At 42.8% G+C, this 19,842-nt stretch carries 16 protein-coding genes; 8 read left to right on the forward strand and 8 right to left on the reverse strand.

Annotated features, from left to right (window positions below; translation table 11 throughout):
* Positions 1–70: 70 nt before the first annotated feature.
* The 3 genes from VK179_12600 (at position 71) to VK179_12610 (ending at position 2,466) form a co-directional block, all read left to right on the forward strand.
* Positions 71–967, forward strand: coding sequence for a DMT family transporter (locus VK179_12600; GenBank protein HLO59577.1), 897 nt, complete (start codon positions 71–73; stop codon positions 965–967).
* A gap of 31 nt (positions 968–998) precedes the next feature.
* Positions 999–1,466 (forward strand): hypothetical protein, encoded by a 468-nt coding sequence (locus VK179_12605; protein HLO59578.1) that lies wholly within the window; start codon positions 999–1,001, stop codon positions 1,464–1,466.
* A 250-nt stretch (positions 1,467–1,716) separates the two neighbouring features.
* The gene (locus tag VK179_12610; GenBank protein ID HLO59579.1) at positions 1,717–2,466 is read left to right on the forward strand and encodes a superoxide dismutase; all 750 of its coding nucleotides are present in this window, start codon (positions 1,717–1,719) and stop codon (positions 2,464–2,466) included.
* A 145-nt stretch (positions 2,467–2,611) separates the two neighbouring features.
* Here VK179_12610 and VK179_12615 read toward each other — a convergent pair whose 3' ends face one another.
* The 7 genes from VK179_12615 to VK179_12645 all read right to left on the reverse strand — a co-directional run bounded on the left by VK179_12615 (position 2,612) and on the right by VK179_12645 (position 12,284).
* On the reverse strand, positions 2,612–5,434 hold the full coding sequence (locus VK179_12615; GenBank protein ID HLO59580.1) for an insulinase family protein: 2,823 nt from the start codon (positions 5,432–5,434) through the stop codon (positions 2,612–2,614).
* A 31-nt stretch (positions 5,435–5,465) separates the two neighbouring features.
* Complete coding sequence (locus tag VK179_12620; GenBank protein HLO59581.1) at positions 5,466–6,353, reverse strand: PIG-L family deacetylase; 888 nt, start codon at positions 6,351–6,353, stop codon at positions 5,466–5,468.
* 109 nt (positions 6,354–6,462) lie between these two features.
* On the reverse strand, positions 6,463–7,356 hold the full coding sequence (asd, locus tag VK179_12625) for an archaetidylserine decarboxylase (protein ID HLO59582.1): 894 nt from the start codon (positions 7,354–7,356) through the stop codon (positions 6,463–6,465).
* Positions 7,357–7,399: 43 nt separating this feature from the next.
* Positions 7,400–8,092, reverse strand: coding sequence for a glycosyltransferase family 2 protein (locus tag VK179_12630; GenBank protein HLO59583.1), 693 nt, complete (start codon positions 8,090–8,092; stop codon positions 7,400–7,402).
* 65 nt (positions 8,093–8,157) lie between these two features.
* Positions 8,158–8,823, reverse strand: a complete 666-nt coding sequence (locus tag VK179_12635; GenBank protein ID HLO59584.1) for an HAD family hydrolase — start codon at positions 8,821–8,823, stop codon at positions 8,158–8,160.
* On the reverse strand, positions 8,820–11,222 hold the full coding sequence (locus tag VK179_12640) for a penicillin acylase family protein (protein ID HLO59585.1): 2,403 nt from the start codon (positions 11,220–11,222) through the stop codon (positions 8,820–8,822). The genes VK179_12635 and VK179_12640 overlap by 4 nt, the downstream gene beginning before the upstream one ends.
* A gap of 9 nt (positions 11,223–11,231) precedes the next feature.
* Positions 11,232–12,284 (reverse strand): endonuclease/exonuclease/phosphatase family protein, encoded by a 1,053-nt coding sequence (locus tag VK179_12645; GenBank protein ID HLO59586.1) that lies wholly within the window; start codon positions 12,282–12,284, stop codon positions 11,232–11,234.
* A gap of 121 nt (positions 12,285–12,405) precedes the next feature.
* On the opposite strand from VK179_12645, the gene VK179_12650 reads away from it, so the two are divergent.
* From VK179_12650 to VK179_12665, 4 genes are all read left to right on the forward strand, one after another.
* Positions 12,406–13,752, forward strand: coding sequence for a BamA/TamA family outer membrane protein (locus VK179_12650; GenBank protein HLO59587.1), 1,347 nt, complete (start codon positions 12,406–12,408; stop codon positions 13,750–13,752).
* A gap of 187 nt (positions 13,753–13,939) precedes the next feature.
* Positions 13,940–14,797 carry a DUF4349 domain-containing protein gene (locus VK179_12655; GenBank protein ID HLO59588.1) on the forward strand — a complete coding sequence of 286 codons (858 nt, stop codon included), beginning with the start codon at positions 13,940–13,942 and terminating at the stop codon, positions 14,795–14,797.
* A 136-nt stretch (positions 14,798–14,933) separates the two neighbouring features.
* Positions 14,934–15,218 (forward strand): RNA-binding protein, encoded by a 285-nt coding sequence (locus tag VK179_12660; GenBank protein HLO59589.1) that lies wholly within the window; start codon positions 14,934–14,936, stop codon positions 15,216–15,218.
* 382 nt (positions 15,219–15,600) lie between these two features.
* Entirely contained in the window at positions 15,601–15,978 is a 378-nt protein-coding gene (locus VK179_12665) for a GxxExxY protein (GenBank protein ID HLO59590.1), read from the forward strand.
* Between the two features lie 166 nt (positions 15,979–16,144).
* Here the strand turns inward: VK179_12665 and hisS are convergent, their stop codons facing one another.
* Positions 16,145–17,509, reverse strand: a complete 1,365-nt coding sequence (hisS, locus tag VK179_12670; protein ID HLO59591.1) for a histidine--tRNA ligase — start codon at positions 17,507–17,509, stop codon at positions 16,145–16,147.
* A gap of 66 nt (positions 17,510–17,575) precedes the next feature.
* On the opposite strand from hisS, the gene VK179_12675 reads away from it, so the two are divergent.
* On the forward strand, positions 17,576–19,282 hold the full coding sequence (locus VK179_12675; GenBank protein HLO59592.1) for a glycoside hydrolase family 9 protein: 1,707 nt from the start codon (positions 17,576–17,578) through the stop codon (positions 19,280–19,282).
* The last annotated feature ends 560 nt before the right edge of the window (positions 19,283–19,842 follow it).

Below are 19,842 nucleotides of genomic sequence, written 5' to 3' on the forward strand. Positions count from 1 at the left end.
GAATTAAAGATAACGAATCCTTTCCTTCTATCCCCAAATTCTCTATATCTTTACGGCCTTTGAAAACGAAATGATTTCTCATCACTACGGTGAAATTGCCGCTCTCATTGTGGCTTTCTTTTGGTCGATCACAGCACTTGCCTTTGAATCGGCCAGCCGGAAAGTAGGTTCAATACCGGTAAATATTATCCGGCTGGTTATAGGATTTACTTTTTTAAGCCTGCTGAACTTGGTTGTACGCGGCATTCCTTTCCCGTATGATGCCTCAGCCCACAACTGGATCTGGCTTTCAATCTCAGGCCTTATCGGTTTTGTAATCGGCGATTTTTTCCTGTTGAAATCATTCACGATTATCGGTTCATGGTTTGCCATGCTCGTTATGACCCTGGCACCTCCCATGGCTGCCATTTTCGGTTGGTTTTTACTTGATGAACATCTGGGATGGATCTCCATCAGTGGAATTGTGATCACAATGCTCGGTATTGTTGTAGCCATGCTTCACAGGGACAAGGAAAGCAGGAAATTCAAATCGAGCAAACCTTTGCTGGGACTTCTGTATGCGTTTGGCGGTGCGTTGGGACAAGCCCTGGGCATTGTGTTCAGCAAGTACGGCATGGAACAGTACAGTCCATTTGCCGCCACACAAATCAGGGTTTTTATGGGAATTATCGGACTTATTATAATCATTACCCTGATGAAAAAATGGGTCCCTGTTTTTGAAGCGCTTAAGCACAAAAAAGCTATGACACATGTGACAGTCGGAGCTTTTTTCGGGCCTTTCCTGGGAGTTTCCTTTTCGCTCATTGCCATCCGCTATACCTCAACGGGAATAGCATCAACCATTATGGCCATGGTTCCTATTTTCATCATACCGCCGAGTGTGTGGTATTTTAAACATAAAATCACACTCCGAGAAATCATCGGCACACTGATAAGCCTTGCGGGCGTGACCCTTTTCTTCCTTTAAAAACTGTATTGACAAATTAAATAATAAAACTATGAGCGATTACCTGAGAAGATTTATTAAATTCATTTTATATATGGCTGTAATCTTTACAGTTGTATTGGTTGTTGTTCCTTTGCTTACACATGAAAAGCCAACCGTCAATTTTTTTGAGGCGTTTACCGACAAGCATTACATGCCGCTGACGATCCTGATTGTTGTTTATTCATTTCTTTATCCGCTGGTTGCTTTCACCCGTGTAAAACGCCATCTCAACGGCACATTTGCCGAGAACCGTGCTGTTTTCGAAAAAGTACTTGAAAATCTGCAATATGTAAAAACAATAGATTCACCGGATAAAATCGTATATAGGAAAAAATCAGGCTTTGCCCGCTTTGCTCAATGGTGGGAAGATGGGGTGGTGATACTTCCGAATGAAAATCCGGTTATCCTTTCAGGCCTGCGTAAATCGGTAGCCCGTGTAGACAGGATGATTGACAGGGAATTAATGAAGAACGAATGAAGAAATGAAAGAATGAATGAAAAATGAAGAATGAAAGAATGAAAAGAAAGAATGAAAGAATGAAAGAATGATAACTTCATTTCTTCATTTCTTCATTCCTTCATTCCTTCATTCCTTCATTTCTTCATTTCTTCATTTCTTCATTCCTTCATTCCTTCATTTTCAATACTATTGATAACTTTTTAACGTTATATTGTTTTTTGTAGTAGTTTTGTAATAATTTAATGCTGCACCATTAAATTATTCTTTAGTGGATAAAAGAACATTTTTAAGGTCATTATTGCTGGGCACTGCGGGTGTTGCTGCAAAAGGTCTCAATTCACCTCTTAAAGCAGCCGGGGTTCGCAAAAAATGGGATGGCATTTTCAGGATACCTGAATTGGATTATTCCATCGTGTCACTTGAACCTTTTATGAACAAAGAGGTTCTGAATCGTCATTTTTCCATATACAGCGACATTACTGCAAATTTTAACAGGACAGTTTCTGAGAACGGCTTACAGGGCAAGACAATTCACGAAATTTTTGAAAAGATTTCTAAATTGCCTGAATCCATCCGGTTTGACGGAGGCGGATATTTTAATCACAAATTATTCTGGAGAGTGATAACACCCCGGAAGAATACTGCATTCTCGGCTGAATTAACCTATATGATCAACCGGTCGTTTGATTCTGAAGCAGGATTGCAAACCGCATTGGCCGATGCCGCAAACCGTGTATCCGGTTCTGGCTGGGCATGGCTTGTTTCCGGAAAAGACGGTTCACTTTTCGTCACGGCCACTTCAGGAAACGATAATCCTCTTATGAATACAAGCAAAGAAAGGGGTTTTCCTTTGCTTTGCCTTGATACCTGGGATCATGCCACTGCGGCTAACCAGTACTCAAATACTACAGAGTATGTTAATGCCTTCTGGAACCATCTGAATAAAGAAGTGGTTTCAAAAAGGTATGTGACAAGCGGAAGATTCTTTAGCAGAAGCTCTTCATTGCGAGGAGCTTGATAATTCTTATTTTTTTTATTGATAAGTTCATTGCGACGAGGCAATCTGCCAAAACAGGCAGGGCGATAAATCTTTGCATCGCTATGCATGTTCGGGCAGATTGCTTCGGCCCGCAGGAATCGGGCCTCGCAATGACGGTTCCTATTTATTTCTTCTTCTCCGGATACAGCACTACCCTCACGTACTTTTTCAAATCAATCTTTTTGGCGGCTTCCTGTATTTGTTCCGAAGTGAGTGATTCAATCCAGCCTGAATACCGGGTTATGAGTTCCGGATCGTTATACCGGTATCCTGTAAGAAGCTGACCGAGCCAGTAGCCGTTCTCCTTCAGATTTTTTTCAAGGCTACGGCGCTGGGCTTCCTTGACCTTTACAAGGTCCTCGGGCTTAACACCGTTCTCCTGAATATTTCTGATCTCATCGATGGCCGCTTTTGTAAGTTTATCAGTATTCTCAGGTGCGCATGGAATAATCACACTGATAAACGCCCTTGCATATGGAACCATTCCCATATCGGCATTTACACTGATCGTATAGGCTCCGCTAAGTTCTTCCCTGATCACATCCACATACCGGATGTCGAGCAAATCACCAAGTGATTCAAAAACATGATCCTCCTGGGTACTCCAGGTTACGGGCACTTCGAAATATAGTCCGATCCGGCTCTTGGGGTCATTACCCTTATAAACCGGTTTGTCAGTTTTTTTCGACGGTGGCCTGATACCCATGTCTTTCCAGTTTTCACCCCGTTTCAGCGAAGGGAGACTGGCCAGGTACTTTTCGATAAGCGGCTTTATACTGTCAATTTTGAAAGAACCTACAATAAAGAATGTGAAATCCGAAGCATCTGCAAACCGGTCGTTATATACCTTCATAATCTTATCCAGGCTGACGGTGGCTAACTCCTTTTCGTCAGGAATTACATCTGCCAGCGGATTATTCTGTGTTTTTGCCCTTGTAAACTGGTCACCAAAGTAGGTATCCGGATCAGAAAGAGCATTTTTATAATACGATTTCTGAAGCGACATGATCGATTCATACATTACGCTGTCTTTGCGAGGGGCTGTAAAATAGAGGTATGCCAGCTGGAACATACTTTCAAGGTCCTTTGGTACCGCTGATCCGGTAACTCCTTCAAAATACTCACCAATATAAGGACTGGCTGACACGTTTTTGCCGGCAAGCAACTTGGTCAGGTCGCTTGAGGAATAATCCCCGACTCCGCATTCCGATACGATATCGTCAGCCATTGTGGCCGATTCATGGTCAGAAAGACTGTAAAGTGAATAACCGCCGGGACTATAAGAACTGAAAAGAACCTGGTCGTTCTTAAAATCTGTGGGTTTCAACACTACCCTGGCACCATTCGAAAGCTTCATTTCAACCGTGCCAATGGCTTCATCCTTCTTTGTCAGCAGGATGCGGCCAGGCTTTGGCTGGTTCTTAATCAGCTGGCTGCCTGAAATTTTATCCACGTAGGCTGTTAACTCAGCGCTCTGCGCCTGCCCGATGGCCTTCTCAACCGTATTGTCGTCTGGCAAAACAAGACCTTCTTTCTGAGGGGCCAGGATGGCAAGCACCCGGTTATCCTGCTTCAGACTTTGCTTAAGAAGATCATTGATTTCTTCAGGAGTGATTCCGTCAATATATTGCTTTACAAATTCATATTCAAATTCGATCCCGGGAATGGGTTCATCTACCGTAAAATTACGGGCATACTCGGATGCATAATTGGCTGAATTAGTTTTTCCTCTCTCGTTATAGGCATTTTCATAAGAAGTAAGCATCTCGCTCTTTTGCCTGCTGATTTCCCCCGGAGTAAATCCAAACCGTACAGCCCTCTCTGTTTCGGTTACCATGGCCTCAATTCCCCTGGTTATTGCATTCTCGGGAACAACAGCTGCTACCTGGAACATATCTTTTTCGGGTACCATCGAACCATAGGAGACCTGGCCTGCCATAACCGGCGGATCCGGTTTTTCCCTGAGTTCATTGATCCGTTGAGTGAGCATACCGGCAATCATCTGGTACATCATCATTTTGCGGTAATCCTTCTGAAGCGTCTGGTTAAAGTGTTCGAGCTTACAGAATAAAACGGTTTGAACAACAGGCATTTCCTTATCGGAAAAAATAAGCATTTTAGTTCCTTCATGGTCAGGAACGGGAGTTGTTGTTCTTGGCCTGCTGTTTTCGGGATTTTTAAGGGAACTGAAATGATCCTTAATAGTTTTCTCAACGGCATCCGGGTCAATATCACCAACCACAATGAGAGCCATCAGGTCAGGCCGGTACCAGTCGGAATAAAATTTCTTAAGTGTTGCGTGAGGAGCACCCTGAATAACTTCCCTGGTTCCAATGGGAATTCTGACTGCGTATTTTGAATTCTCAAACAGAACAGGGAAAAGCTTGTCCTGCAACCGCTGGCTGAGTCCCTGGTTCAGTCGCCACTCTTCCGTGATGACCCCTCTCTCCTTATCTATTTCCGCATCATCAAAGGTGAGATTGTGAGCCCAGTCTTCCATAATCTGGAATCCTTTTTCAAGGATATGGGCAGAATCGGTAGGAAGAGTAAGCATGTAGCTGGTTTCATTAAATCCGGTGCTTGCATTCACTTCGGGACCGAACTGTACTCCTACGGACTGCATGTAGTGCACCAGCTCATTTTTTGCAAAATTCTTAGTGCCGTTAAAGGCCATATGTTCGGTAAAATGGGCCAAGCCGCGTTGATCTTCGTCCTCAAGTACAGATCCGGCTTTCACAACCAATCGCAATTCCACTCGTTTCTCGGGTTTGCCATTTTGCCTTATATAATATGTAAAACCATTGTCGAGTTTACCAATCCGGATCTTATTATCAACCGGTATCGGCTGATCAAGGCGATCCTGCGCCGATGCAAATGCCAATGAGGCAAATAAAGCCAGGCAGATTGACAGAATCTGCCCGGCATTATATTTTTTGGATGATTTCATTCAGGTGTGGAATTATTTATTTCAGTATGCATTACGGAAGAAATGGAAAATAATGATGAATGTTTTCTTTGGTGAGCCTTGTTCCGTATTCCGAATCCTCAAAAGCCTCACAGTATTTAACTTTGCTGCCCCTGTCCTTTCCATACTCTTCAATAAGTTTAGCTCTGTAAGGTTCGGCATCCCAGTTCGATTTGTATTGAGTTCCAAGCCATGCACGGCGGTCGGCTTCGGTTTTAGGAACCTGGTCAAGGATCCCCCTGTTAAAGGGAAGCCACTCATACATTTGTGATGTATGCTGGTGGTACATATCAATCTTTTTTTCTATTACATCATCAATATCGATAACCACATCGGCTTTAAAAGGTTCAGGATGTGTGAAGCCGTCACTCATGTAAAGAAATACGGGATTTTTTTCAAGGAATGGAACTTCGGGCAAAATGGTAGGAACCGTAACCATATAAGCGGCATCATTTACAAGAACACCGGTATACCTATGGTCGGGATGATAGTCGTAGGGACGCGGATAAATCACAATGTCGGCCTTCTGTTCGCGGATCAGACGGATTACCTGTAACCTGTTTTCATAGGTTGGCATCAGCTGCCCGTCATGATTATCAAGAGTAATATACTTTACACCGATTACCTGGCCTGCTCTGCGGGCTTCTTCGCGTCGAGTTTTAGCCAGCACATCAGCTTTCATGCTCTGATGCCCTGCATCACCGTTTGTAAGAGAAACCATCATTACATCATAACCCATCTGTGCCCATTTATAGGCTGTACCTCCCATTTCATCAGGATCATCAGGGTGAGCTCCGATTATGATTACGTGGAGCTTATTTTCCGGCTTTGCCTGTGAAAATACTGATGAGACACTGAATACCAATCCCAGAAGTAAAAAAATGACTGCTGTTTTTTTCATAGATCTAGTTTTTTAGAATATTTGAAAATATATAGGGTCAGTTAAGGAAAAACAAATTTAACATTTAAAAGGTTAATTTGCTCTTTAAACTCCTGTTAAGAGGCTGCCATTAAGGAATCAAAGCCATTCCGACTTTTTCTCCCACTTTCACGCGGGTTTCAATTCCTCTGGACGATAATTCAGTTAGATCGGCATCAGGTAACAGGACAGTTTTCCTGAAAAACTGTACTATTGTGGAACCCCCGAATTCAAACCAGCCTTTTTCCTCTCCTTTTCGAAACCCATAGGCAGACCGGTTCAAAAGAATCACCTTTCCGACCATCAGCGCACCCACTTCAAAATGTAAGACTTTCCCGAAATTACGGGTCTGAAGAATTGTCATTTCCCTGTAATTCTTCGACATGAGGGCATCAACAGAAGACAGGGCAATCGGATTGACTGAATGAAGAGCACCCTTGATGCGCACTACACTTTCCTGCCGGCCGTCATCTATGTAACAGAAGCGATGATAGTCGCACGGAGCCAGCCTGTATACAAAGCACCAGCCATCGGCATAATCATCCGCCAGCTTTTTACTTTGGATGAACTCCTCAAGTTCATACCAGTACCCTTTTACAGGAAGTGTGTTTTTTTCAGCCAGGTTGAAAACAAGAAGCCTTGCATCGGCTGGTGAAATAAGGTGTGTGCGCTCATGGTCTATCGGTCGAGCCTCAGGTTTAAGCTTTCGGATAAAAAAATCATTCAGGCTTCTGAAAGAATGTAATTCATCCTGAACCTCGGAAATATCAATGTTATATTCTTTTATAAAAGACCCGATTTTCATGGTACTTCGCCTGCTCCTTACGAACCTCGAATAGGTTTGCGAAACAAAGTGCCGGGCGATAAACGGGTTCAGTATTTTCCCGGGAAGGGAATTATAGAGGAATTGCAAACCGCCTGTGTTGCCGGAAATTTCTGATTCCAGTTGGTGAGTGCTACGGTTAAAGACTTTATGTTCAATCATGTTGCAGTGATCGGGTACTGCTCACAAAAATAACATAATCCGGCTAATTAACCTTTAATTCATCCTTTGCATAAAAAAGGATTTGTCTCACAAAATTATTAAATCCCGTGGCAAACATCATATCGCCAAAAGTGCGGACATCATTTACAAGGCCGCGGAACAATCCCCATTTTATTGCTTTATCGGTATTTATGGCTGATTGGGCCATCCAGTAGACTATTTTATTTTTCTCGTACATCCATGTATTGACAGCTGATTCAAGCTGCCACCGCTTTACCTGGCCTGAAAGTACATTCAGAAGATCGGATTTTCGCAGGATACGTTCGCCGGTAAACAAGACATCACCCCTGTACATGCGGATCAGGAGGTCAGCTCTTACCCTTCTCAGGATCAGCATATCGATGCCAGGGTTTGATTTTACGGCATTCACAGCCTGCTCTATTTCAGTATGGACAAGATGCTGCAAATCGGCATCGAGCAATAAAATATATTCGCCGTCTGCATATTTAAGTCCTTCCCTGATCGCATCGGTTTTACCTGAATTTTCAGGAAGACGGATGACACAAAAACCGGGATGTTTTCGTTTGATTTCAAGATAATTATTATTGTCTGAGGCGTCATCCACACAGATCACCTCATCAATATTCCTAACCCTTGAAACTTCATACAAAACATCAAATAAATACAGATCTTCGTTCCAGAAGGGAATAATACATGAGGTTTTTCCTGATCGCATAACGTTGCCTTTGTTTCCTGAAAGAAACAATCTATCAACGGCATCAGTTCATATTGACTGCAGGATCACAGGAACAAATGAGATATCCGTTCGGGGTTATCAACGATTATTGCAGCACCATTGGTTTTTAATTCCTCTCTGCTCCTGAAACCCCATGATACACCAACTGCATACATTCCTGCTTTATTCGCAGTTATCATGTCGACATCTGAATCTCCCACATATACAGTATTCCTGGGATCGACAGCCATCTTCCGGCAGATATGCAAGGCTCCTGAAGGATCAGGCTTTTTCGGAAAATCAGGACCAGCGCCCATAACATGCTGAAAACCGATATCAGGCAACAGGTGCTCAACTATTTTTATTGTAAGAGGTTCAGCCTTATTTGAGAAAACCGACATTTTTATATTCCGGCCTGCGAGTTTCAGCAGCATGGGCTTAATTCCATCATACAGCCTGGTTTTTACGATGCAATTGGAATCATAATGCTCAATCATTTCATGAAGGCAATCACGGATTACCTTTTCCTGCCTGTCCTTTTCAGGCAACGCCTGTTTAACCAGGTTGTCGAGCCCCCGTCCTACCAAAAGTTTATAATCATTAACAGGCCTTTCCGGGTAACCGTTCAATCTGAGTACATAATTCATGGAACCGGCTATATCATCAAGTGTGTCGGCCAGGGTACCGTCGAGGTCAAAAATTATTGCGGCGTAAGTGTTCCTGTTCTTCATTTATTACTGAAAGTCATGTGGTACTGTGCATTTTTAATAACGTTATCACGTGTAAAATGATCGGCATGATAACGCCCGTTCACATATAAATCAGTCTGGTCGCAATAATGTTTACTTGACGGAATTCCTGAGTTTCCTGTAGGAATAACGGTGAGCGACTTGTCCCAATCGCTCAGGTCGAAAATATGCCTGTGAGATGAACCTGTTTTTGAGTCATACGGATTGTTTGGATCATAACTGTAAGGGGATACGGTATGAAAACTGCCGCCTACGGGAAATGGGCCGCGGTTCAGATGAAAGGCCTTATCCAGTATGTCCTTCACACCCAACGGATGCTGCAGTAAGAGATGATGAATTTTTCCCCACTGCCATAAACCGGTATCCTCACCCATTTTCACCCTCAGGTCCCCGACGGATTTTGTGAAAGCAAGGGTAACCATGTCAGTAAAGGTTTCTGTTTTATCCGGTGTGGAGATATCGTCAAACCATGCAGATACCCTTGTCTCCATCATCTGGTCAAAAGCATTCCTGCTTATGGATGTAACTCCGTTCAGGCTCAAAAACAGGTCATTTCCGAGCTCATCTGAAAATACTCCGTGTAAAAGCTGCAGATACATGGTTTCAAAAACAGTCGGTGCACTGCTGTTTGCTGCCATGGTGTAATTCCATGTTTTAAGCATTTCAAGCGCCTTCTTCTCCACCTCATCTTTAGGCTTAAAACCAGATAGGGCATCGACAAAAGCAGGCATGTATTTTTCGGCCAGTTTCGACTTCTGGTCGAGCTGGATATTTTTGAAATCTTCAACCGAAAGTATTTCCTTAGCTGTCAGCATCTCGGTTATGCGACTGAACCGGTCGGGCAGCGAATACCAGCTTCCTATGTGATACGGATAATCCCTTGGAACCGTGCGGTTGTTGGCAGATGCCACAAAACCTGAAAGCGGGTTGAACATATATGGTAGCTCTTCAAAAGGAACATAGCCTTTCCAGTCGTATTTATCTGTATCACCAGGTAAAATGCCGAATGGAATTTCCCGGTCTCGGATCGGAATACCGGCGGCACAAAACAAGCCAATATTCCCTTTTACATCGGCATAAGCCACATTCTGACTAAGGGAATTGAATGTCTTCAGGGCGTCCTTAAATTCAGCCCAGTTATTGGCCCTGTCGAGCATCAGCACCGTTTTAAACTCATCACTCATTTCATCTCCCACCCAATGCATGGTGATTACATCCGTACCAAAATTTTTAATGGAGGAAACCACCGGTCCCCTGTGAGAAAAACGGATTGTTTTTTCAACCTGCGTGCCATCGCTGATTTTTATAACTTCCTTCTTATTCAGGAATTTAAGCCATTTGCCCATGTATTTATATTCACCAGTATCACCGGGATTAACTGTTTCCCTGTAGAAATCAAGGTTGTCCACATATGTATTGGTCATGCCCCACGCAATGCTGTCATTATGCCCGCATATAACCACAGGGGCTCCGGGAAGCAACAAACCGGTAACATTCATCTTTCCGGGAATAACCTGGTGAATCTGGTACCAGATGCCGGGGACACTGAGCCCGAGATGCATGTCGTTGGCCAGTAAAGGTTTTCCTGTGGAACTTTTAAAACCGGATACAGCCCAGTTATTGCTGGCATCGAGCACATCAGCGCCCAGGTCCTGCAGGCCTGCCGTGTACAACATCATATCGGGAAGAAGCGAAGAAAATGTGCCCGATTTATCCTGCGGATAAACCGTAGGCTGGTTTCTCAGCAAATCAGGAAGGATCTGCCTGTAGCGAACCGAATCCACTGTTTTCTGTATGCTGGTAAGTAAAATTTCACTCCACCCTGCCTTAAGGTCCCACGCCATATACCCGATCATATTCAGAGTCTGATATGGCTGCCATTTTTCAGGTTTATACCGGAGAATTGTAAATTCAGGCGGAAGGTGATTCTTATTCTTTTCAAGAAATACATTAATTCCTTCGGCAAATGCATTAAGGGCGATCAGGTTAGAGGAATCGGCCTTTGCCAGTATTTTATCTGATTTATCCCTGAATCGCAAAGCCCTGAGTAAAAGATCGGCTTGCACATAACCGGCACCAAAAATTTCGGACAACCTCCCTTCGGTAACATGTCGCAGCAAATCCATCTGCCACAACCTGTCTTCTGCAAGCAGGTAACCGGTCACCATATATAAATCGTGCTCATCTGTTGCATAGATATGCGGGATGGCAAAACTGTCGCGATAAACCTCAACAGGTGCATGCAATCCTTCTATCCGGATATTTTCATTGTAATCAGGAATGGCACGGTTGCTCATATGCCTTATAAAAGTAAATCCGGCAATCACAATCACAACAATAAGAGCAACAAGGGCTATTAGAATAATTTTCAGGATTTTCATATACTGATTTTATTGAAGTGCCATTTTAAGGAAAACCGGCTGATGATCCGAATTTTTAAATCCGAGATCTTTTGCTGATACAGAAAGTGCCTTAAGGTTAGGGGAAAGAAGGAAGAAATCAATTACTGTTGTCATAGTTTTTCCCCGTGTATAGGTAATATCCACCCGCCGGTTTGTGGGAACCGATGACTCATAAATCCATTGCCATTCCGAAGGAAGATAATCCGGTTTTATCCCTTTGTTATTAACCGAATCAAAAACTTCATTCTGAAATTGCGGTTTGAATTCCGGGGGACACTGATTCCAGTCGCCACCCACCACAATGTAATTTCCCTTATTGTATTCCGAAACCAGGTAATCTTTCAGGTAGGCCATCTGGGCATCGCGGATTGATCCGTCATCATAGGCTTCATTGTGAGTATTGATTACAAGCAGTTCTTTGCCATTGCCAACCGGCACATGCATTACCATAAAACACCGGTCAAGCATGAACAACCGCTTAGGCCAGGCGTAACGACCGGGGAACGAATAACGCTCAACCTGTGCAGGAGTGTATTTGGAAAGTGTTAATATGCCAGAATTCACTGAACCCATCGGATTATTGAAAGGGACAGGCACAAAAAACACGTTGTAGTTTGTTGAAAAGAAAGGTTCGTAATCACCCATATCCTGTGAAAGCCGGGCGACCTCGTTCAGACTGTAACTTCTGTGGCTTTTAATATCCACTTCCTGCAACATAAAAATTTCAACCGAATCCTGGTTTTTAATGAAACTGTCGATTCCGGCAAAATTGCTTTTAGTTTTTTCTTTCGAAGTTCTTACCTGTTTTCCACCGTCATAGAAAAAATCCATATCGCTGCCCAGCCCGGCATATCCGAGGTTCCAGATCATCAGGCTAATTACAGAAGAATCCGACAAAGCAGGTTTAACCTTCTCATTGCGGCTGATCAGTTCTTTTTCTCCCGGTTTATAGTCCGACAGCGTTGCATAAAGCACCAGCAACGCAAATGCTGCTACAGGTATCCCCAGTATCCAGAGGAATACCTTTAAGAATTTGGGCATAGTGTTTTTGATTAGGGTTGAACATATCGTAAAATTAAGAAAATAGCAAGACGCAGTAGCGGGCATTGGTAAAAATGTTACCTTAGTTCCGATTCCATACTTCACTAATATTTAATCCAATATGAAAAAGATGAAGCATGCATTACTAATCCTGGCATTGATGGCGACCCCCGCACTGATAATGGCCCAGCAGGACACAACCCATGCTGCCAAGGCGGACAAGGTCAAAACCGGTTGGAATTTTGGAGCGTTGCCTGCCATTGCATTTGATACGGATATCGGTTTCAAATACGGTGCGTTGGTGAATTTATTCTATTACGGTGACGGCAAACAGTATCCCAAATATCTGCATTCGCTGTATTTTGAATGGAACCACACCACAAAGGGAAGCGGGTTAAGCCAGTTTACGTATGATTCGGAATACCTGATACCCGGTATCCGGTTGTCGGCTGAAGCCAGTTACCTTACAGAGCAATCGCTCGACTTCTTCGGTTTCAACGGGTATAATTCGAATTACAATCCTGACTTTGAAGATGAAAACAGCAGCGACTATATTTCAAGGATGTTTTATAATATGGATCGCAGACTTGCCAGATTTAAAGCTGATTTCCAGGGTAAGATAACAGGCAAGGAATTCAGGTGGTTTGCCGGAATTGAATACAATCATGCCAAAATGGGCACTGTGGATGTTGAGAAACTCAATAAGGGCAAGGATGAAGAGGATAAACTTCCGGTAGATACACTGCTTCTTTTTGACAGATATGTAAAATGGGGTATTATTCCACAGGATCAGGCTGATGGTGGACATAACACGCTTGTAAAAGCCGGCCTGGTTTACGATACGCGCGACATTGAAGCAAACCCGATGAAAGGAATCTGGACGGATGTTCAATTGCTCATGGCTCCCGGTTTCCTGGGAAACGGAGATCTATCTTACACCCGGCTCGCTATTACACACAGACAGTACTTTACTATTGCACCGCAGGTATTATCACTGGCTTACCGGTTAAGTTGGCAGACCAAACTAAGCGGAACCATGCCGTATTATATGCTTCCGTTTGTTTATAACACCGCTCCGGCACTTACACGTGACGGGCTGGGCGGTGCCAAAACAATAAGGGGACTCATGAGAAACCGCGTGGTGGGAGATGGCTTTGTGTATGGAAATGTTGAATTGAGATGGAAATTCTTAAGAACGCACGTTTTCAACCAGAATTTATACCTGGCACTGAGCGGCTTCCTGGATGGTGGCATGGTAACCGACAAATATGACTTTGATACCCCGACTGATCCGGATGCCGTCAATTATCTGAGCCAGGGAACCGATGAAAAACTTCATCTCGGTGCCGGCGGCGGATTGCACATAGTGATGAACCAGAATTTTGTTATTGCTGTTGATTACGGACGAGCTCTCGATCCACAGGATGGGGTGAAGGGAGTGTATATAGGGCTGAATTTCTTGTACTAGTGATTAGTGACTGGTGACTGGTGACTGGATACCAGGAGCTCGTCATTGCGAGGAGTTTACGACGAAGCAATCTGCCCGAACAGGAAGGGCCATGCTATAGGAAGTCAATCACCAGGAGCAAAGATTATTTTTAAAACTATTATGGAATGAAGGTACTTAAAGTCATCCAGTAAAAAATATATATGCTATGAAGAAGATCATTTTCTGTTTTATAATCCCGTTTCTTGTTCTGTCGTGTCGCTCCGGTTCCCCTGTGAATTATGAAGGTGGTGCCCCTGCATTGGAAAGTGCTAAATCAACAGCTCCTCCTCCTCCCCAATCCGATGAGGTTCAGTCAATAACCGGAACGGATCAAAGTATTCAACCGGTAGATAAAGTTACACGGAAGATCATCAGGGATGGCAATATGGAAATCAGGGTTAATGACCTTGAAAAAGGCAAAGCCTCTATTGATACGTTGACAAAGAAATTCAAAGGGTATTACAATAATGAGAGTTACAGCAATGCCGATTACGGGAAAGGTTATTCGGTAATTATCCGGGTTCCGGCCGATAATTTTGATGCATTTATTGCAGCCATTGAATCGGGAATGGGTGAAGTAGTTTATAAGAACATCTCTTCGAGGGATGTTACCGAGCAGTTCATAGACCTTGAAACACGGATGGCCAACAAAAAGAATTACCTGTCGCGGTATTCAGAGTTGCTGAAACAGGCTCGTACAGTAAAAGATATGCTTGAAATAGAAGAAAAGACAAGGGTTATCGAGGAAGAGATTGAAAGCACCGAAGGACGGCTGAAATACCTGCAGAACCAGGTTGATTACAGTACACTCAGCCTGCAGATCAGCAAAAAGAACGATTATAACCTTTATTCGAATGGTAACCAGGGAAGTTTTTTCGACCGGTTAAAAATATCACTTGTAAAAGGCTGGTTCGGACTGGTGAGTTTCGTATTATTTGTAATTCGTATATGGCCATTCTGGATCATTGCCGGGAGCCTGTTCTGGCTGATCAGAAAGTTTCTGAAAAGGAAGAAAAAAAACTGAAATCAGGTTAGCCGGATAAGCGTCAAAAATACCCTAACTCACTAATACATAAAATAAAGGTTAAAAAATTATCTATTCTCATAAATTCACTTATTTTTGTATCGACAATCTATTCAATTTTTTATCTAATTTTTTTATGAACATTTACGTAGGCAATCTCCATTTCAATGTAAATGAAGATGAATTAAGAAAAGCTTTTGAAGAATACGGTGACGTAGCATCTGTAAAGATCATTACGGACAAATATTCAGGAAGAAGCAAAGGTTTTGGTTTTGTTGAGATGCTGAATGACAACGAAGCAAAGAATGCTATTGAGAATCTTAATGGCACTGAGATCAAAGGTCGTGCAGTAAACGTTAATCAGGCCAGGGAGAAAGAAAATAATTCAGGAGAAAGAAGGAGTTTCAGACCGAGGTCCTAATTAACCTGTCCGCCGGCATAACTACCGGCTACAATAAAGAAGCAGGCAGCTTATCTGCCGGATTAAATTACCGGGAAATATTGTTTTAACAATAGGTGATTAAAATCTTCTTTTAAGTATTATAAACCTGATTCATCGCGAGTCAGGTTTTTTTTGTTTCGTCATTACCAATTTTCTACCCTAAAAACTAAACGCAAAGATTTCATTTCTAACCAACTTGAATATTGGTTATTATCTGCTTTTAAGTTAAATTTGAGTTAAGAAACCTGCGGTTTTACGCAAAATACGCAAAGGCTCAAACCTGGCGGTTTGAGTGTTTTAGCAAATAAATCGATTTTTGCTCATACCGTTATCCGAAACTAACAAATGCAAAATAAAAGCCATGAATGAAAATCAACTATCAAACCAAATAATTGGTTTGGCAATAAAAGTTCATAAAACATTAGGTCCGGGTTTATATGAAAATGTTTATAAAGACTGCCTCTTCTATGAATTAAGTAATAGTGGGTTATTGGTTGAAAAGGAAAAGCCAGTAAGTGTTACTTATGAAAATCATGTTTTGGATTGTAGTTTCAGAATGGATTTGTTTGTAGAAAAAAAGGTTGTACTTGAAATCAAAAGTGTGGAAGAAATAACCAGGATTCATATGACTCAATTACTGACTTACTTAAAATTTTCTCAAGCAAAATTAGGATTGCTGATGAATTTTAATGTTGCCCTTTTAAGTCAAGGAATTAAACGCGTTGTCCTTAACTTATGAAGATTTGTCTTCCGGTTCCCAAACCCAAACCTTTAGGTTTGGGCCTTTGCGCTTTTTGCGTCAAACCGTAGGTTTCTCAATTGGAATCATCATATAAACGTCAAAACCAAAAATTCAATTACTTGGAAAATAATCCTTCGCGTTAATTTTTTTTTTGGGGAATTAGTTATCCCAGAAATTTTACCAGCTCTTCAACAGTAACCTTGAACTGCTCGCCGGTTGTCATGTTTTTAACGCCGAGGATTCCTTCAGCAATTTCGTTTTCACCTGCCAGCACCACATATTGAATGTGCCTTGAATCGGCATACGAAAACTGCTTTTTCAGTTTCGCCGCATCCGGGTATATTTCTGCTGAAACGCCGATTTCATGCAGCTTTGGTAACAGTCCCAGGCAAAACATCACCTCCTTCTCACCGAAATTGGCAAACAGCACCCTTGACGATTGCACTGCCTCGGCCGGAAACAGCTTTAACTGCTCTATCACATCATAAATCCGGTCGGCCCCGAACGAAACACCCACACCTGAAATATCCTTTAAACCGAATATTCCCGTAAGATCATCATACCTTCCGCCACCGCAGATACTGCCTATTTCAACATCAAGGGCTTTTACTTCTATTATAGTCCCTGTATAATAATTCAACCCTCTTGCCAGTGAAATGTCGAATTCGACATCCGAAAGGATATTCAACGCATCAAGAATGCCAAATAGTTTTTCAACCTCTTCAATACCTTTCAATCCGGTCTGGCTGGTTTTCAGCAGGTTTGACAAACTGGCGATCTTTTCTTTATTTGTCCCCCGAATGGCAAATACCGGTTCGAGTTTATAAATCGACTGCACAGTAATACCCTTATTCTGCAGTTCCTGGCTTACGGCTTCAATTCCTATTTTCTCCAGTTTATCAATAGCAACTGTAATATCAACTATTTTATCGGGCTGGCCGATATACTCTGCAATACCGGTAAGTATTTTACGGTTATTCAGTTTGATCTTCACTCGCACGTTCAGATCCCGGAATACCTCATCAATGATCCGGATCAGGTCGGCCTCATTCAATAATGAATTACTCCCGATCACATCGGCGTCACACTGGTAAAACTCGCGGTAGCGTCCTTTTTGCGGCCTGTCGGCTCTCCAAACCGGCTGTACCTGGTATCTCTTAAAAGGGAATTCAATTTCATGCTGATGCTGTACAACGAATCGGGCAAAAGGGACAGTCAGATCGTACCGGAGTCCTTTTTCACAGATATCGAGTGAAGCCGAATTGGAAGACGAAGCCAGAAACTTTGCTTTATCTATTCCTTCAAGGAAATCGCCGGAATTAAGAATTTTAAAAAGCAGTTTATCGCCTTCCTCACCGTATTTACCCAGCAAAGTATCCAGGTTTTCCATTGCCGGAGTTTCGATTTGTGAGTATCCATGATAACGGAAGACCTTTTTAATCGTATCGAAAATATAATTGCGTTTCGACATTTCTGCAGGACCGAAATCCCTTGTGCCTTTGGGTATGCCGGGTTTTTGAACAGCCATTTTTATCAATATTTACAGCAAAGTAAATAAAGATTTGCGGTTAAAATGGTACATTCGAATAAAAACATGAACAAGTTCACACTCCTTCTGATTGCACTGGCCAGTGAGTTTCACCTTGTTTCAGGGCAACCCGTCATCAAAGTCAACCAGGCAGGTTACAAAACTGACTTTCCAAAATATGCATGGGTAAATGATTTACCTGCAGGCAAAGTTGAATGGTCAGTTCGAAATTCAGTCAATAATTATCCCGAATTTGAAGCGACCGTTCAGGCTTCCGACAAAATCGATCCAGCCACCGGGGAGAAAGTTACATTACTTGATTTTTCATCCTTCAATAAGGCCGGCAGCTTTTATATACAAATTGAAAATACAGGGATATCCTTTGAATTTATGATAAGCGACACCGTGCTGTCACCGGTTTGGTCGGCAGGTATTAAAAGCTATTATTATCAGCGATCCGGAATAGATCTCATACCTGAATATGCCGGTATATGGGCCAGAAAAGCGTCACATAGCAGAGATGCAAAACTTTACCTGGGATATAAGGATGGAAAAATAACAGAAGGGGAATACAGGAAGGCAGTTGGTGGTTGGTATGATGCCGGAGATTTCGGGAAAAAAATCGTACCCGCCTGCATAGCCTTTTACGCATGGCTGAAACTGGCCGAATGGTATCCCGAAAAAATCAATCAGACGGTTCAAATCCCCAATTCATATCCAAATCTTCCGGGTATGCTGGCAGAAGCAAAATGGGAACTTGATTGGTTTTTCAGTATGCAGGAGCCGGATGGAAGTGTGCATCACTTAATTGTTAGTCCCGATTTCTTTATGGGCCCTCCACAAAAGGATACCTATCCCCGTTATATCATGCCGGTTACCGGTACAGCGACGGCAGATTTTGCAGCGGCCATGGCGTTGGCCTCCAAAGTATACCGCAGGTATTTGCCGGGTTTTGCCGACTCCTGCCTGGCCGCTTCAAAAAAAGCCTGGGATTATCTCTCATCGCATCCTGCAACCTTCCCGGCCGGCGGATATAAAGATCCTGAAGGGATTCATAATACAGGAGCCTACGAGGATCCGGATGACAGGGATGAACGTTTATGGGCTGCCGCCGAATTATTCAATGTTACCGGTGAGAAGGCTTATAATGACTATTTTATACAAAACCAGTCGAAATACAGGTTGCGTGAATATGGCTGGTGGATGGACGTACATAATTATGCGTTATATTCCTGGTTGCTGGCGCCTTTCAAAAAAGATACCGGACTTGAAGAATCACTAAAAATGCAGATAAAGGAGTTTGCCGATTCGCTTACGCTGTTAAGCCGGGCAACAGGATACGGGGTGGTTTTATCACCGGGCCAATACGTATGGGGTTCAAACTCCTATATTGCAAATTATGGTATGGAACTGCTCATCATAAACCGGATATTGAATACGGAGAAATACACAGGAATTGCACTGCACCAGTTGAATTACATACTAGGTTGTAATTCGCTCAATTTAAGTTTTGTCTCGGGATACGGAAGAAATGCTGTAAGCGACCCTCATCAATCGATTAACTCTTATGATCAGATCAACCAGGCTCCCCCGGGGTTCATACCCGGCGGTCCCAACCGGTACCCGCAGGACCCGAGCCTTGCATTGCTGATAAAACAAAAGAATCCACCCCCGGCAAAATGCTATGTTGATTTCCACTGGGCTTATGCCTGCAATGAAGTATGCCTGCCGTATAATTCGGGGTTTATTTTTTTGGCGGGGTGGTTTTTGTAGGGATTAGGTGGTTAAACCGGGCCGTCATTGCGAGGAGTTGAAATTATCAATCAAAATAGTACTCAGGTAAATGCGACGAAGCAATCTGTTCGAACAGGTAAGACGTAGCAAAAACTAATTGTTTTTAGAGAAAATTTCACAGAGTTTCACAGAGGTATCACAGAGTTTTACAGAGTAAAAACTTCTCTGTGGTTCTCTGTGTAAAAAAAACAGACAGTTAATTTATGCAGTCTATCTGGATAGGCTTTGCCTGTGCGTGCAGATTGCTTCGTCGCAAAATATTCCTATTATAATCAAAGATTACTCTAGCTCCTACTAATGACGATTTTTCGTAATTCGTTGTATGTTAATGAATAACCCTGAAAGGGTTCAATTTGAATAACCGCGGGTGAAACCCGTGGTACGGTGCTACGATCACGAACACAACTCTGAAAGAGTTGAATTATGCATAATTGAAATTGAACCCTTTCAGGGTTCTTGTCTGCTGACATCATAATCCACGGGTTTCACCCGCGGTTATTCAGATCTCGCTACTTCGTAGCTATTTGTGAAAGCCATGG

The sequence above is a fragment of the Bacteroidales bacterium genome (assembly GCA_035299085.1).
In the GTDB taxonomy this organism is placed as follows: Bacteria; Bacteroidota; Bacteroidia; order Bacteroidales; family UBA10428; genus UBA5072.